The sequence below is a fragment of the Primorskyibacter flagellatus genome, assembly GCF_014638275.1.
Lineage (GTDB): Bacteria > Pseudomonadota > Alphaproteobacteria > Rhodobacterales > Rhodobacteraceae > Pseudooceanicola > Pseudooceanicola flagellatus_A.
Map to the genome: position 1 here is coordinate 177,335 of NZ_BMFJ01000004.1, position 14,634 is coordinate 191,968.

General features: G+C 67.3%; 14 protein-coding genes. 10 read left to right on the plus strand and 4 right to left on the minus strand.

Annotation, left to right across the window (positions count from 1 at the left end; genetic code table 11):
* Position 1 precedes the first annotated feature (1 nt).
* The 8 genes from IEV87_RS21465 (at position 2) to IEV87_RS21500 (ending at position 8,485) form a co-directional block, all read left to right on the plus strand.
* Positions 2-658 (plus strand): TetR/AcrR family transcriptional regulator, encoded by a 657-nt coding sequence (locus tag IEV87_RS21465; RefSeq protein WP_188479775.1) that lies wholly within the window; start codon positions 2-4, stop codon positions 656-658.
* 269 nt (positions 659-927) lie between these two features.
* Positions 928-2,196: an aminotransferase class III-fold pyridoxal phosphate-dependent enzyme gene (locus IEV87_RS21470; protein ID WP_188479776.1), complete on the plus strand. Its 1,269-nt coding sequence runs from the start codon at positions 928-930 to the stop codon at positions 2,194-2,196.
* 34 nt (positions 2,197-2,230) lie between these two features.
* A complete protein-coding gene (locus tag IEV87_RS21475; protein ID WP_188479777.1) occupies positions 2,231-3,817 on the plus strand; it encodes an ABC transporter substrate-binding protein in 1,587 nt (528 codons plus the stop codon).
* A 6-nt stretch (positions 3,818-3,823) separates the two neighbouring features.
* Positions 3,824-4,837 carry an ABC transporter permease gene (locus tag IEV87_RS21480; RefSeq protein ID WP_188479778.1) on the plus strand — a complete coding sequence of 338 codons (1,014 nt, stop codon included), beginning with the start codon at positions 3,824-3,826 and terminating at the stop codon, positions 4,835-4,837.
* Between the two features lie 9 nt (positions 4,838-4,846).
* Positions 4,847-5,716 (plus strand): ABC transporter permease, encoded by an 870-nt coding sequence (locus IEV87_RS21485; RefSeq protein ID WP_229737764.1) that lies wholly within the window; start codon positions 4,847-4,849, stop codon positions 5,714-5,716.
* Positions 5,713-6,696, plus strand: a complete 984-nt coding sequence (locus tag IEV87_RS21490; protein ID WP_229737766.1) for an ABC transporter ATP-binding protein — start codon at positions 5,713-5,715, stop codon at positions 6,694-6,696. Before IEV87_RS21485 ends, IEV87_RS21490 begins: the two co-directional genes overlap by 4 nt.
* Positions 6,693-7,505, plus strand: coding sequence for a shikimate dehydrogenase family protein (locus IEV87_RS21495; protein ID WP_188479780.1), 813 nt, complete (start codon positions 6,693-6,695; stop codon positions 7,503-7,505). The genes IEV87_RS21490 and IEV87_RS21495 overlap by 4 nt, the downstream gene beginning before the upstream one ends.
* Positions 7,502-8,485, plus strand: a complete 984-nt coding sequence (locus tag IEV87_RS21500) for an ABC transporter ATP-binding protein (RefSeq protein WP_188479781.1) — start codon at positions 7,502-7,504, stop codon at positions 8,483-8,485. Before IEV87_RS21495 ends, IEV87_RS21500 begins: the two co-directional genes overlap by 4 nt.
* A 29-nt stretch (positions 8,486-8,514) precedes the next feature.
* Here IEV87_RS21500 and repC read toward each other — a convergent pair whose 3' ends face one another.
* From repC to repA, 3 genes are all read right to left on the minus strand, one after another.
* Positions 8,515-9,651, minus strand: a complete 1,137-nt coding sequence (gene repC / locus IEV87_RS21505; RefSeq protein WP_188479782.1) for a plasmid replication protein RepC — start codon at positions 9,649-9,651, stop codon at positions 8,515-8,517.
* Positions 9,652-9,829: 178 nt separating this feature from the next.
* The gene (gene repB, locus IEV87_RS21510; RefSeq protein ID WP_188479783.1) at positions 9,830-10,834 is read right to left on the minus strand and encodes a plasmid partitioning protein RepB; all 1,005 of its coding nucleotides are present in this window, start codon (positions 10,832-10,834) and stop codon (positions 9,830-9,832) included.
* Between the two features lie 16 nt (positions 10,835-10,850).
* Positions 10,851-12,035: a plasmid partitioning protein RepA gene (gene repA, locus IEV87_RS21515; protein WP_188479784.1), complete on the minus strand. Its 1,185-nt coding sequence runs from the start codon at positions 12,033-12,035 to the stop codon at positions 10,851-10,853.
* Positions 12,036-12,229: 194 nt separating this feature from the next.
* Here repA and IEV87_RS21520 point away from each other — a divergent pair, with 194 nt between their 5' ends.
* On the plus strand, positions 12,230-12,469 hold the full coding sequence (locus tag IEV87_RS21520; RefSeq protein ID WP_188479785.1) for a type II toxin-antitoxin system ParD family antitoxin: 240 nt from the start codon (positions 12,230-12,232) through the stop codon (positions 12,467-12,469).
* Positions 12,469-12,753: a type II toxin-antitoxin system RelE/ParE family toxin gene (locus IEV87_RS21525; RefSeq protein WP_188479786.1), complete on the plus strand. Its 285-nt coding sequence runs from the start codon at positions 12,469-12,471 to the stop codon at positions 12,751-12,753. The genes IEV87_RS21520 and IEV87_RS21525 overlap by 1 nt, the downstream gene beginning before the upstream one ends.
* A 6-nt stretch (positions 12,754-12,759) precedes the next feature.
* Here the strand turns inward: IEV87_RS21525 and IEV87_RS21530 are convergent, their stop codons facing one another.
* A complete protein-coding gene (locus IEV87_RS21530) occupies positions 12,760-14,631 on the minus strand; it encodes an AMP-binding protein (RefSeq protein ID WP_188479787.1) in 1,872 nt (623 codons plus the stop codon).
* Positions 14,632-14,634 lie beyond the last annotated feature (3 nt).

The window sequence follows — 14,634 nt, forward strand, 5'->3', positions numbered from 1 at the left end:
GATGGCGAAGGACCGATCCGCACCCGGTCCGGTCCGGCTGTCCAACGCCCGCCGGCCGCAGCGGACGCGCGGCAAGGAACGCTTCGCGCATCTGCTCGACGTGACCGAAACGCTGCTGGCCGACCATACCAACAGCGACGTCACCCTCGCGACCATCGCCGAACGGGCCGAGGTGCCCCTGCCCTCGGTCTACCACTTCTTCCCGAACCGGAACGCGATCTTCGTCGAACTCGCCCGGCGCTTTCACGAAGACCTCGCCGCCCTGTCCCGCACCGACGTCACGCCCTCCCCGCCGCGCTGGCAGGACCTGCTGCTGATCCGCCAGCGGCGCGGGCGCGACTACCTCAACGCCCATCCCGCAGCGCTGCAGCTGTTCATGGGCGCCGGCGTCAGCGCAGAGGTCCGCACGCTCGACCTGCGCGGCAACTCCTCGCTCGCGCGGCTCCGGGCCGGGGAATTCCGGCAGCGCTACGAATGCGCGGGGATGACCGATCTGGAACAGTGGCTCGCGGTATCCATCGGGGTGATGGACGGGGTCTGGACGATCTCCTACGCCGAGCACCGCGAAATCACCGATCACTACCTGCACGAGGCCTGGCGCGCCTCTGTCGCCTACCTGCGCTGCTACCTGCCCGAGGACCTGAAACCGAGGATGTGACAGGCACATGAAGCGCCTCCCGAGTTAGTCGAATTTTCTACCACTAACGACATGTCCCGACAACGCAGCCGCCAGATCCCTCACCGGAAGGAGGCGAAACGACAAACACCTGACAGAACACGGGAAAAACGCCTTCCGGCGCGCATTTCAGCAGGCGACGAACAGGTCCCGAACCGGAAAGCAACTGCGTATCAATAACCGTTGTCAGCAGAAATTCCCTTCACTAACCTCAACCTTAAGATCCTGAAAACCAATGGGGAAACGCTCAGATGTGGAGCAATGAGAAGGATCGCGCCCTGCGCGAACGGGCCGCCGAAGTCATTCCCGGCGGCATGTACGGTCACCAGTCGACAGCGCTGCTCCCCGAGGACTATCCGCAGTTCTTCACCCGCGCCGAGGGCACCCGGATCACCGACGCCGACGGCAACGAATACATCGACTTCATGTGCGGCTACGGCCCCAACCTTCTGGGCTACGGCCATCCCGACATCGCGCGTGTGGTGGCCGAACAGCAGGCGCGCATCGACACCTCCACCGGCCCCTCGCCGCTGATCGTCGACCTGGCCGAGGCGCTGACCGGCATGATCTCCCATGCCGACTGGGCCATGTTCTGCAAGAACGGTGCCGATGCGACGATGATGGGGCTGATGATGGCGCGGGCCTATCGCGGCAAGCGCAAGGTGCTGCTGGCGAAGAACGCCTATCACGGCTCCATGCCCTGGAACACGCCGCGCCCCGGAGGCGTGGTGGCCGAGGACCGCGCCCATTTCATCTATTTCGACTACAACGACCCGCAGGCGCTGACCGACGCGGTGAAGCAGGCGGGCGACGACCTGGCGGGCATCTTCGCCGCGCCCTTCCGTCACGATACCTTTGCCGATCAGGGGCTTCCGGATGCGGAATACGCCCGCACCGCGCGCAGGCTGGCGGACGAGAATGACGCGCTGCTGATCGTGGACGACGTGCGCGCCGGGTTCCGGATGGCGCGCGACTGTTCCTGGGAAACCGTCGGCGTGCGCCCCGACCTGTCCTGCTGGGGCAAGGTGCTGGGCAACGGGCAGCCGATCTCTGCCATCGTGGGCAGCAACCGCGCCCGCGAGGCGGCGCAGTCGATCTTCGTCACCGGGTCCTACTGGTTCTCGGCCGTGCCCATGGCCGCCGCGATCGAAACCCTTCGGCTGATCCGCGAAACCGACTATCTCGAACATATCACCATGATCGGCGACCAGTTCCGCAAGGGTCTCGTCGAGCAGGCGGCCGACTTCGGCTTTGCGCTCAAACACACCGGCCCCTCGACCATCCCCATGGTGCTGTTCGAGGAAGACCCCGATTTCAAGCTGGGCTACGGCTTCTGCCGCGCCGCGATGAAGCGCGGGGTCTACATGTCGCCCTATCACAACATGTTCATGAATGCCGCGATGACCCGGACGGACATCGCGGATACCCTCGAGGCGACCGGCGCCGCCTTCGAGGACATCAAGCAGAGCCGTGCTTCCCTGAAACCCCTGGCCGCCCTGGCGGCCCTCATGGAAGCCTGAACGGTCACAACATGCGCCAACAGGGAACCCGATCATGAAACACTTCAGTCTGAAGCAGGGGCTTTCCGCCCTTCTGCTGGCCGGAACCGCGATCACCGCGGCGCCCGCCCTCGCCCAGGACAGCGATACGCTGGTCATCGCGCGCTCCATGGACGTCAATTCTCTCGACCCGAGCCGCGCCTTCTGCGACACCTGCCAGTTCTACCTGACCGCGGTCTACGAGACGCTGGTGACGCTCGACGCGGACAACAAGACGCTGGTGCCGAACCTCGCGGAGAGCTGGGAGGTCAACGACGACTTCACCGAATTCACCTTCGCGCTCAAGGACGCGACCTTTGCCGACGGCTCCCCAGTCGAAGCCTCGGACGTGGTCTGGACCTTCGAACGGCTCAAGAACCTCAAGGGCTCGCCCTCCTTCCTGATGGACGGGCTCACGGGCGCGGAGGCGGTCGACGCGAAGACGGTGAAGTTCACGGTCGAGGCGCCGAATGCCGAATTCCTGAACAAGGTCTCCGCCCCCTATGCCGGCATCATCAACGCCGAGGTGGCCGAAGCCAACGGCGCCATGGCCGGTGAGGACGCGGCAGAGGCGGACAAGTCCGAACCCTGGTTCCTCGCCAACTCCGCCGGCTCCGGTCCCTTCACCCTCGCCTCGTACTCGCCGGAGGCAGAGCTGCGGCTGGCGAAGAACGACGCCTACTGGGGCACCGCACCCGCCTTCTCCGAGGTGGTCGTGACCCAGATCCAGGACGCCGTCAGCCAGGCGCAGGCGCTGGAGACCGGACAGGTCGACATCGCGATGCAGATCGACCCTGACACGGCCAAATCCATCCGCTCCGGTGACGTGACGACCGAAATCGTGCCGTCCTTCAACTTCGTCTACATCGGCTTCATCCCCGGTGCGAAGGGCATGGAAGAGGTCCTCACCCCCGAGGTCCGGCAGGCGCTCGCGCTCGCCATCGACTACGACGGGATGCTCGACTTCACCGTCGGCGGCAACGGGGCCAAGCAGGCCGCGCCGATCCCGAACGGCTTCCCCGGTACGTCCGGCCTGACGCCGCGCGAACAGGACGTGGAAAAGGCGAAGGAAATGCTCGCCGCCGCCGGGGCCGAGGGGCTCAAGCTCACCGCCGGCTACCCGAACGACAACATCTACGGGGTCGACTTCAACATCATGATGCAGAAGGTCCAGCAGGACTTCGCCGCGGTTGGTGTCGAACTCGAACTCAAGCCGCTGACCTGGGCGGTCTGGCGCGATGAACTCGGCGCGGGCGAATGGCCTGTGACGGCGATCTACTACGCGCCGGACTACTACGGGTCGGGCCAGTATATCGCCTATTTCGCGATGATCGAAGGCTTCCCCTGGGTCGGCCGCGCATCCGTCGGCAAGCCCGAGCTGGTCGTGAACCCGGCCGAGGCGGATCTCTACGCCAAGGCCCTCGCCACCTCCGGCGCGGAGTCCGAGGCCGCCTATACCGCGCTCGGCGAAGAGATGATGAAGGATGCGATCATCCTCCCGCTGGTCTCTCCGAACCTCGTGCTGGCCTACCGCAACGACATCGAAGGCGTGCGCTACTCCGCCTGCTGCAACCTGCCGCTGGCGGAAATCACGCGGAAATAACCACGGATGCTCGCCTATATCCTGAGACGGCTGATCATGATCCCCTTCCTGCTGCTTGGGGTGGCGAGCGTCTCTTTCCTGCTGTCACAGATGACCAAGGGCGACCCGCTGGCCGCCCTTGTTCCCGAACGGATGATGTCGAACCCGGACATCGTCAACGCGGTCAAGGCACAGTGGGGCCTGGATCAGCCCCTGCCCGTCCGCTACGTGATCTACCTCGGCAACCTGGTGCAGGGCGATCTGGGCACCTCCTTCTCGACCCGCCGCCCCGTCGCGACCGACATTGCCGAACGCCTGCCCGCCACGCTGGAACTGGTGGTGGCCGCGATGATCATCGGCACCGTCATGGGGCTCGCGCTCGGCCTGCTCTCCGCCCGCTTCCGCGGCACGCTGTTCGACAGCGTCGCCCGCATCTTCGCCCTGATCGGATCGTCACTGCCGATCTTCTGGTCCGGGCTGATCCTGCTCTACCTGTTCTCGGTCCGCATCTCCTTCGTGCCCGGCACCGGCCGCCTGCCGCCCCGCGTGACCGCGCCGCCCGACGTCACCGGCTTCTACACCGTCGACGCACTGATCGCCGGGAATATCCCGCTCTTCCTGCAGGCCCTGTCGCACCTCGCGCTGCCCGCGTTCGTGCTGGGCTGGGCAGTGACGGGGGTCATCACCCGGCTCGTCCGCTCCTCCCTGATCGAAGGCCTCTCGCTCGACTATGCCCGCACCGCCCGCGCCAAGGGGGCGCCGGAACGCACCGTGCTGGTGAAACACGCCCTGCCGAACGCGATGATCCCGCTGCTGACGATCCTCGGCTTCACCTTCGCCTATCTCATCACCGGCGCCGTCCTGACCGAGGCGATCTTCTCCTGGCCCGGCATCGGCTCTTACGCCGTGCGCGCCGCCGCCTCCCTCGACTATCCCGCGATCGGCGGGGTCACCATCGTCGGCTCCGTCGCCTTCCTGCTGGCCAACCTGCTGACCGACATCGCCTATGCCTGGGCCAACCCCCGGATCAAGGTGCACTAGGTGGCGGATGTGACCCGGACCCCCGCCGCCGCACCCCGCGCCAGCCTGTCCCGGGCCAAAGCGGTCTGGCGCACGCTGCGCCGCCTGCCGCCGACCGCGCGGATCGGGGCGCTGATCCTGCTGTTCTGGGCGATCACCGTGCTGACCGTGCATCTCTGGCCGATTGCCGATCCGCTGGCCATGGTCGGACGGCGGCTCCAGCCCCCCTCCCCCGACCACTGGCTCGGCACCGATGCGCTTGGCCGCGACGTGTTCGCCCGCACCCTGCGCGGCGCGGTCTGGTCGATCCCGATCGCCACGGTCGTGGTGGCCTGTGCGGTGGCGCTCGGCTCGGTCCTCGGGGCGCTCTCCGGCTTCTACGGCGGCTGGACGGATTCCATCGTCATGCGCCTTGTCGACGTCACCCTGGCCTTCCCGCCGATCCTGCTGGCCATGGCGGTTGCGGCGATGCTCGGACCGGGGCTCGCCAACGCCTCCATCGCCATGGTCATCGTCTGGTGGCCGATCTACGCCCGCCTCATGCGCGCCCAGGTGCTCGAGGTCCGCGAACGCGAACATGTGGAGGCCGCGGTGGCCGGCGGCGCCCGCGGCCTGCGGGTCCTGCGCGTGCATATCCTGCCGCTCTGCTGGACGCCGACGCTCATCAACGCGACGATGGATTTCGGACAGGTGATCCTGCTCGCCGCCTCCCTGTCGTTCATCGGCCTTGGCGCGACCCCGCCCGCGCCGGAATGGGGCAGCATGATCTCCGAAGGGGCGACGCGGTTCTACGAATGGTGGATCGCCTTCGGCCCCGGCATGGCCATCCTGTCGGTCGTGCTGGCGACATCCTTCCTGGGCGACGGCCTGCGCGACCTCTTCGACCGGAGATCGGGATGACCGCGCCCCTGCTCGACCTCCGCGATCTCAGGATCGAATTCCAGAACGCCGACGGCGTCCGGGCCGAGGCGCTGCGCGGCGTCGATCTCTCCGTCAATCCGGGCGAAGTGCTCGGGATCGTCGGTGAAAGCGGCTCCGGAAAATCCATCGCCATGATGGCCTTCCTGCAGCTTCTGCCCAAGGGCGCGCGCGTCACCGGCAGCGCGAAGTTCCGCGGAGAGGAGCTGATCGGCATGGCCCCCGCCCGCATCCGCCGGATCCGCGGCAAGGCCATCGGCTGCATCTTTCAGGACCCGCTGTCGGCCTTCAACCCGGTGCTCCGCATCGGCGACCAGATTGCCGAGGCGATCCGCCTGCACGACCGCACCGTCTCCCGCAGGGCCGCGCTGAAAGAGGCGGTCGACCTTTTCGAAATGGTCGCCATTCCCCAGCCCGAACGCCGCGTGCACCAGTATCCGCACGAATTCTCCGGCGGGATGCGGCAGCGTGCGATGATCGCCATGGCGCTCGCCAACCGGCCGGAGCTCGTGATCGCCGACGAACCGACAACCGCGCTCGACGTGACGGTGCAGGCGCAGATCCTCGACCTGCTGGCCGACCTTCGGCGCGATCTCGGCATCGGGCTGGTCATGATCACCCACGACCTCGGCGTGGTGGCGGGCATCGCCGACCGCATCGCCGTGATGTATGGCGGCCGGATCGTCGAACGCGGGCCGACGGACGCGATCTTCTACGACACCGCCCACCCCTATACCGCCGGTCTGATCGGCGCGGTTCCGACCATCGACGGCGGCGGGCAGCTGCGCCAGATCGACGGCACCCCGCCCTCGATCTTTGGACGGCCGCCCGGCTGCTCCTTCCATCCGCGCTGCCCGCGCGCCGCCGCGCCATGCCGGACCGACGACCCGGACCTCCGCCCGGCCGGAGGATCGCGCTGCGCCTGTCATTTCCCCCTCGTCCCGGCGGGGGCAGCCGGATGACCGGCCTCTCCCCTGCCCCGCTTCTGGTCACCGGAAAAACCCGCGTGATGTTCATCCTCGGCGATCCGATCAGTCATGTAATCGGAACGTCCGTTCTGAATACTGCCTGGACCCGACTCGGCCTCGATCTGGTGACGGTGCCCCTGCATGTGCGCCCCCCCGATCTCTCCGCCACCCTCGACCTGATCCGGCGCACCGCGAACGTGACGGGCAGCGGCATCACCATTCCACACAAGGTCGCCGTCGTGCCCCTGCTCGACCACCTTACCGAAGCCGCCCGGCTGACCGGCGCGGTCAATTTCCTCCGCCGGAACGACGACGGCACGCTCACCGGCCATAACGTCGACGGTGCCGGTTTCCTCGCCGGTCTGCAGGCGCAGGGCATCGACCCCGCCGGTCACCGTGTCGCCCTCGCCGGGGCCGGAGGGGTCGCCCGCGCCATCGCATTCGCCATCGCCGGCGCAGGGGCCGCCAGCCTGACCATCCGCAACCGCGACACCGCCAAGGCCGACGACCTAGCCGCGGCCATCTCCGCCTGGCCCGGCGCCAACGGCTGCACCGTCCGGTCCGGCGACGACCCCAAGGCCACCCTCCGCATCAACGGCACCTCCCTCGGCATGCGCGACGGCGACCCCCTGCCCTTCCCCGATAGCGGCGGAGAGGTCGCGGCCGAGGTCGTCATGACCCCCGCCCTCACGCCCTTCCTGAAAGCCGCGCAGCAGGCCGGAGCCCGAACCGTCCCGGGCCGCGCCATGATGGACCCGCAGGCCGGCCTCGTCGCTCGCTTCCTGGAAGGAGACCCGGCATGACCGACCCCGTGCTCAGCGTCCGGGACCTGACCAAGTCCTTCCCCCTGCGCGGCGGTCTCCTCGGCCGCGAGGTCGGGTCGGTGCAGGCTGTCTCCGGTATTTCCTTCGACATCGCCCCCGGCGAAACCTTCGGTCTGGTCGGTGAGTCCGGCTGCGGAAAATCCACCCTCGGCCGGTCCATCCTGAGGTTGATCGAACCCACCTCCGGACAGGTGATGCTGGGCGGCCGGGACGTGACCGCCGCCGACCCGCAGGCCCTCCGCCAGCTGCGCCGGGACATGCAGATCGTCTTTCAGGACCCCATGGCCTCGCTGCATCCCCGGATGAGCGTCGAGCAGATCCTGGCCGAAGGCATGCGCCTCCTCGGTCTTGGCCGGACGGAACTGAAGAAGCGGATCGCCGGACTCATCGACATGGTCCGCCTGCCTGCTGACACCGCGAAACGCTACCCGCACGAACTCTCCGGTGGTCAGCGCCAGCGGATCGGCATCGCCCGTGCCCTGTCTCTGAACCCCAAGCTGATCGTGCTGGACGAACCTGTCTCCGCCCTCGACGTATCGATTCAGGCCGGGGTGCTGAACCTGCTGGAGGAACTGCAGGGTGAGGTCGGCTGCGCCTATCTCTTCATTGCCCACGACCTCGGTGTTGTGCGCCATATCTCCCGCAGGGTCGCGGTGATGTACCTTGGCCGGATCGTGGAGATGGCCCCGGTCGACATCCTGTTCAGCGCGCCGCAGCATCCCTACACCCAATCCCTGATCTCCGCGATTCCGAGGCCGGATCCGAGGACGGAGCGCACCCGGAAACGCATCGTTCTGACCGGGGATCTGCCGTCGCCGATCAATCCGCCGCCGGGGTGCCGGTTCCATACCCGCTGTCCCAAAGCCACCGCGATCTGCCGGACGGAAGCGCCTGCTCTGGCGAAGGAGCCGGGCGGAGGGTTGGTTGCGTGTCATCATCCGGGGCCGATTTCGGACTGAGATTGCGAGCGGGTTCACAGCTGTGAACTTTACGCCGCGTGTTTTTCGGATGGGTACGAAATCCGGGCCGGGCGGTAGGTTCCGGCCAGTGCCTTCAGACCCAAAGCCCGCATGTAGGCACTGGGTGAGCGGACCTCGCGGTATCTCTCCAGCATGATGGCAAGGGCAATGCTTGCCTCTCTCACGCCCAGCCTGAGCTTGGCTTCTTCCCAGACCGGAAGGGCGATGCCGGTCATCGGGGCGATGGTTTCGGCAGCTCTGAACAGCCCTTCCCAGGTCCTGATCGGCTCAGGTGCGTAGACCTGGATTTCACTGCATCGGTCCAGAACGTCGTGGAGGGAGATGCCGTCGGAGTTCGGCGCAAGCGGGACGGGGGGCTCTTTCTTAACAAAAGAGTCTATATCTGTCTTATGTTGGTGCTGCTCAATCGGGGCGTCACTGGTGCTCAGTTCTTCCGTTTCGACCGGGCCGGCGCAGGGGATCATCGGCTCTATCGCGGCAATCAGAGCCTCTTCCATCCTCTCGAGCGCGGGCAGGTCCAGTTTCCGGCGGAGGGCGCGGGCGGTGAGGATCGCGAGGTCGGAGAGGGCGTCCCAGTTGGCGCGGTCAGGGGCATGAAGCCGACCGTCCTCGACATAGGCGGCGAGGTCGCGGCGCATGAGGCTGACGCGTTCGCGCAGGGCCCTGATCCGGTCCGCCTCTTCGCGGGCCTGATCGGCGAGCATGGCGAATTCACCGGCACGGGCGAGGAGGGCGGAGAGGTCGAAGCCGTAGGCCACCCGGTTGCCGCCGTAGCGGCGGGCGTAGCGTTTGCCGTTCGGGCTGTCGCGACGGATGAGGACACCGGCGTCCACCAGCCGGGCGAGGTGGCGGCGCATGGTGGAGCAGGGCATGCCGTTCAGCCGGTCGCAGATCGATGCGTTGGAGGGGAAGACCACCAGATCGCTGCCGGCGTCGAGCATCTGCGGCGGATGGAAGCTGAGCAATGCCTGAAGCACCGCGAGGTCGCGGTCCGAGAGGCCAAGCGCGGCGCGTCCGGTGACAAGGTCGCGCAGGACCTGCCACTTGTCCGCGGTGGTCCCGGCCTGCGGTTTCGGAGTGCGCGGAGCCATGGTCCGGGCACAGTTGGTCGGGCGCCGGAACGGCACCTGTGGGATGTAGGTCATGCTGGCTGTCACGGGGACAAAAAAATTCGGTCCGCGAATCACTAATGACTTGCGGGGACGGTGTCTGACCACTAACCTGAGAGTGCGAAAAACAAGTCTGGGTCTCGTGAAGCGCCGTCTTTGCGGGACCTTTTCTTTTGCCGGCTCGTGCCTCCTTTTTTTCTGTTGCTGCTCTTCCTCAGTCTTCCGCGCGCCGTGTCCAGCGTGCGTGAAGATCCGCGATCAGATCCGCCGCTTCGGCTTCGATCCAATCGGCGAATTCGCCTTGTTCGAGACTGATTGTCAGCCCCTTGGTCGTCCGTTTCACCGTCCCGGCCTTCTGCCCGTCAATGACCAGCGTGCGCGGCGGCGTGCGGCGCGGGCGGTCGGTGTCGGGGTCGCGCGGGGCAGGGGCCTTTCCGACGGCGCTGAGCACCGCCTCGAAGGCGCGGACGGAGGTGTCGTCCTCTGCGGCCGGTTCGCCGCGGATGTCGGCGACCTGGGCCCTGGTGTGCACATCTTCTGCAATCGCGGCGAGCTTTTCGCGATCGGCGCCGGTCTGTTCGATGCGGTTGGCCAGCAGTTCCCATCTGGGGCGGCCGATCCCGTGCGCCGGGCCGATGGCGCGGGCAAGGTCGGGGCCGATGGCGTCGGCAATGGCCAGCGCCATGGAAACGGAGGACTTGGTGACTGTCAGGACCTCGGCCACCTGCGACTGGTTGCCGAAGCCGTTTTCAACAAGCTGTTGAGAAAAAACGGCTTTTTCGATGTAGGAGAGGTCGCGCCGCGCCATGTTCTCGGAAATCTGGGAGCGGACGGCGGCGTCGTCGTCAAGGTTGGCGACCAGCGCGCGCACTTTGCTGACCTTGTCGGAGGCGCGGATCGCCTCGAGCCGGCGGCGGCCGTAGACGAGGAGATAGCGGTCGGGATCGCCGGGTTTGCGCCGGACGAGGATCGGCACCGCCTGGCCGTTGGCGTCGATCGCGTCGCGCAGTTCGGCCACATCGGTCGGGTCGAGCCGGTCGCCGATGCGCGTGTCGTCGATCATGTCGGGATCGAGGTCCCAGACATGGTGACTGTCCACCGCGTCGCGGGCGGACCGCAGCGCGCGGTTGGTGGTCATCATCGATGTCTGCGGGGCGGGCACTCCGGCGGCGGCGAGGCCGTCCAGCATCGTCATCCGGCGTTTCTTGGTATCGCTCATGCGTGCCTCCTTCCGGTCAGCGGCCCCAGGTCCCCTGGATCAGAGCCGCAATTTCGTGGTTCACGGCGTTCAGGCTTTCGATGGCCCGGTCGTAGGTGGACCGGGTGAAGGCGCTGCGTTCGACCTCGTACAGGGTCTGTTTCGTCAGCCCCGCGTCCGAGATCGCCGTGGATTTCAGCATCGTCGCGTTCAGCACCTTGTCGCCGTACATGGTGCGCAGGAAGGCCACGATGCGGTTCTGCGGCGCGTCGGTCGGTTCGTATCTGGTCAGCAGGTAGCGCATCCAGTCATGGCTCATGTCGGCGCCGCTGTCGGCAATCACGTCCATCAGGTCGGCGGTCATCCTGAGGAACTGGCTCATCGACATCACATCAAGCATTTCCGGATGAATGGTTACCAGAACGCCCGTTGCCGCCGAGAGCGCCGACATGGTGAGGAAGCCGAGCTGCGGCGGGCAGTCGATGACCACCACGTCATAGTCCGAATCCACCTGATTCAGAGCCTCTTTCACCCGGAAGAAGAACAGCCCCGCATGGCCCTGGGCGAGGGCGCGGGGGGTTTCGTGTTCGAACTCCATCAGTTCGAGGTTGCCGGGGATGAGGTCGAGATTGGGGATGTAGGTCTTGCGGATGACCTCAGCGATCGGCACCGGATCCTCGTAGCGGATGGCGTCGTAGAGCGTGCCGCCGTCCTCGAGGTCGAATTCCGGCTGGACGCCGTGCAGCGCGGTCAGGGAGGCCTGCGGATCGAGGTCGATGGCGAGCACACGGTACCCGGCGAGCGCGAGGTACTGGGCCAGATGCGCCGAGGTCGTCGTCTTGCCGGAGCCGCCCTTGAAGTTCATCACGCCGATGATCTGCATCCGGTCGCCGTCGCGACGGCCGGGGATGTAGTCTCCGGGGCGGCGGGCGGTCTTTTCCAGCAGCTGGCGGAGGTCCTGGATATCCTGCGCGGAATAGTGTCTGCGATTGCCCGGAGAGACTTCTGGAGAGGGGCCCTTGCCGTCCAGATGCAGCTTGCGCAGGTAGCTGTCGTTCACGCCGAGCAGCGCCGCGGCCTCGCCGGAACTGAAGGTCCGCATGGCCTTTGCGGCGTCGGGGGGGAACAGGGATTCGCGCTGCGCATGCAGCTGCGTGGCCAGCCATTCGGAATGTTGACGGATGACCTGATTCAGGTCTTCCTGCGGATGGCCGGTGCCCATGTGTTCTGCCCTCTGTCCGTGTTCACGGTTCTTGGCGTTTTCCTGCGCCTTTCCGTGACTATTGTCCCGTTGCCGGGAGTCGCGCAAGAGTTTTCCACATCTTGTGGATAATTCCGATGGCATATCAAGGCGGATCCGGGTCTAAATATTGAAAAGTACCGGATATTGGTATAGAGTCCGGGCAGGAGGTCCTCATGGCCAAGAACACGTCCATGTCCGTCGGACAGCATTTCACCGATTTCATCGAATCGCAGGTCCGGTCGGGCCGGTACGGTTCCGCCAGCGACGTGGTGCGCGCCGGGCTGCGCCTGCTGGAAGAGCGGGAGGCCCGTGTGCGTGCGCTTGGCCTGGCGCTGGAGGAGGGGGAGGCGTCGGGCGCGGCGGTGCCGTTCGACCGTGACGCCTTTGCCGCCCGCATGCGCCAGCAGGGCTGATGCGCTATCTGCTGACGCCCGCGGCGGAGCGGGATCTTGAGGAGATCTGGCTCTATTCCGCACGGATCTGGTCCCCGGAGCGCGCGGAGAGCTATGCCGGGGACATCATCGACGCCTTCGAAAACCTCGCCTCCGGTGCGCGCGGCGGGCTGCCGGTGGAGGCGTTTCCGCGCTATCGGAAGTACCTTGTCGGGCGGCACGTGATCTTCTTCCGCGCGGGGGAGGCGGGGCTGGTCGTCGTCCGGGTGCTGCATCAGAGCATGGATCCGGAACGGCACATGTGACGCCGCTCAGCCGGTGGTGATGCGGCAGGTCTGCGGCAGCGGGTCGAGGGAACGGGCGAGCGCGGCGGCCGTGCCGGGGGTCGCGCCGGTGAGGCGGATGTCGACGAGGGGGCGCTTCTGGTCGTCGGTGCCGATCGTGACCTCTGCGCGGGCGGTGTCGCCGCAGTGCTGCAGGACCTCGAGCCGGATCTTCTCGGCCACTGCCCGGTCGCGCAGGTCGGGCTTGAAGATCTTGCCGACGGCGGTGACGGGCAGGGCGTCGATCACGAGGATGCGGCGGGGGCGGGCAGGGGGTTCGTGCAGCCCCTCCTCGAGGTGGCGGTAGAGCGCGTCGATGTCGATGGTCGCGCCGGGGCGGGGGACGACGAATAGCACCGGCACCTCTCCGGCGTACTGGTCGGGCATGCCGACGGCGGCGCTGATCGCGACCCCGGGGGCAAGGTTGGCGACATCCTCGATCGCGGCGGGGTCGATGTTGTGGCCGGAGCGCACGATCAGGTCCTTTTCGCGCCCGGTGAGCACCAGCCGCCCGTCCTCGCGCAGATACCCGACATCGCCGGTGGTGAGCCATCCGTCCTGCAGCACGCCGGTGTTGTGGGCCTGTTCGACATAGCCGGGAAAGACCTGCGGGCCGCGCACCTGCACCAGACCCGATACACCCGTGGCGCAGGGCGTGGCGGCGTCGGAGACCTGCACGATGCGGGTTTCGGAATAAGGCGCGCGCAGGCCGGCGCTGCCGGGCAGGCGGTCGCCGCGACCCGGGTTGAAGGCGATGGCGGCGGCGGTTTCGGTCATGCCGTAGGTCTCGTAGACCCGGATGCCGGTCGTCTGTTCGAACCGGCTGCCGACGGCGGCGGGCAGCACCGCCCCGCCGGTCACCGCCATGCGGACGGAGGCGGCATCGGCGGCGTCCTCAAAGGCCGTCGTCATCGCGGCGAGCGAGGTCGGCACGCCGCTGACGACGGTGGCGGAGAAGGCGCGGACCAGCCGCCAGTAGGACCGGATCACCTCGGGCGGGCGGAGCGCGTAGGGCGAGGGCACCACCATGTGCCCCCCCGCCGCCAGCACCGAAAGCCCCACGGTCATGGTGCCGCCGACGTGGAAGAAGGGGAAGCCGTTCAGCACGGTGTCGGTGTCGTCATAGCCGAAGACCTGACCGAAGCCGAACGCCGCGTGGATCTGGTTGCCATGGGTCAGCGGCACCAGCTTGGGTCGCCCCGTCGTGCCCCCGGTGTGAAACAGGGCGCAGACCGTATCGCGACCGGCGGTCACGGGGAAGTCGAGCGCATCGGACCGCGCGGCGTCGAGCATGGGGTCGAGCGCGGCGTGCTGGTCGGGCAGGGGGCCCGCGCCGCCGATCACCAGCACATGCCGCAGCGAGGGCACGGCAGAGAGCAGCCCGCGCGCCTTGTCCCAGCAGTCGGGGTCGAGGCGCTGCGCCGGGATCACCAGGATCGTCGCGGCTTCGGCGGTCAGCAGATCGGCAATCGCGGTGGCGCTGAGCAGGTAGTTGATCGTGCTGGCCACCCCCGCCACCTGCGCGCCGAGCAGCAGTGGCGGCAGGTCGGGCAGGGTCGGGGTGAGGAAGGCGGCGACTCCGGACCCTTGGTCGAGCCCGAGCGCGCGGAACAGGTTCGCCGCCTGCGTGACCCGCGCCAGCAGCCCGGCATGGGTGAGCGCGGTGCCCACGTCGTCCGGATCGGGGGACCGCAGGACGGTGAGGGCAGGGCGGTCCCCGACGCTTTCCGCTGTTGCCAGCAGCAGGTCATAGAGCGTGCGGGCGGTGACGTTTTCGTCGTAGGGGCGGGATTCGATGGCCCGGATATCGTCGATGCCGCGAACGGGGCGGACGGGGCGCGTTGTTCTGAGGCCGGGCATCCT

Bases quoted from the DNA above. Each gene is read 5' to 3' on its own strand.
- IEV87_RS21475 (WP_188479777.1), top strand. From the start codon at position 2,231: ATGAAACACTTCAGTCTGAAGCAGGGGCTTTCCGCCCTTCTGCTGGCC.
- IEV87_RS21520 (WP_188479785.1), top strand. From the start codon at position 12,230: ATGGCCAAGAACACGTCCATGTCCGTCGGACAGCATTTCACCGATTTC.
- IEV87_RS21480 (WP_188479778.1), top strand. From the start codon at position 3,824: ATGCTCGCCTATATCCTGAGACGGCTGATCATGATCCCCTTCCTGCTG.
- repC (WP_188479782.1), bottom strand. From the start codon at position 9,651: ATGACCTACATCCCACAGGTGCCGTTCCGGCGCCCGACCAACTGTGCC.
- IEV87_RS21500 (WP_188479781.1), top strand. From the start codon at position 7,502: ATGACCGACCCCGTGCTCAGCGTCCGGGACCTGACCAAGTCCTTCCCC.
- repA (WP_188479784.1), bottom strand. From the start codon at position 12,035: ATGGGCACCGGCCATCCGCAGGAAGACCTGAATCAGGTCATCCGTCAA.
- IEV87_RS21470 (WP_188479776.1), top strand. From the start codon at position 928: ATGTGGAGCAATGAGAAGGATCGCGCCCTGCGCGAACGGGCCGCCGAA.
- IEV87_RS21490 (WP_229737766.1), top strand. From the start codon at position 5,713: ATGACCGCGCCCCTGCTCGACCTCCGCGATCTCAGGATCGAATTCCAG.
- IEV87_RS21530 (WP_188479787.1), bottom strand. From the start codon at position 14,631: ATGCCCGGCCTCAGAACAACGCGCCCCGTCCGCCCCGTTCGCGGCATC.
- IEV87_RS21495 (WP_188479780.1), top strand. From the start codon at position 6,693: ATGACCGGCCTCTCCCCTGCCCCGCTTCTGGTCACCGGAAAAACCCGC.
- IEV87_RS21525 (WP_188479786.1), top strand. From the start codon at position 12,469: ATGCGCTATCTGCTGACGCCCGCGGCGGAGCGGGATCTTGAGGAGATC.
- repB (WP_188479783.1), bottom strand. From the start codon at position 10,834: ATGAGCGATACCAAGAAACGCCGGATGACGATGCTGGACGGCCTCGCC.
- IEV87_RS21465 (WP_188479775.1), top strand. From the start codon at position 2: ATGGCGAAGGACCGATCCGCACCCGGTCCGGTCCGGCTGTCCAACGCC.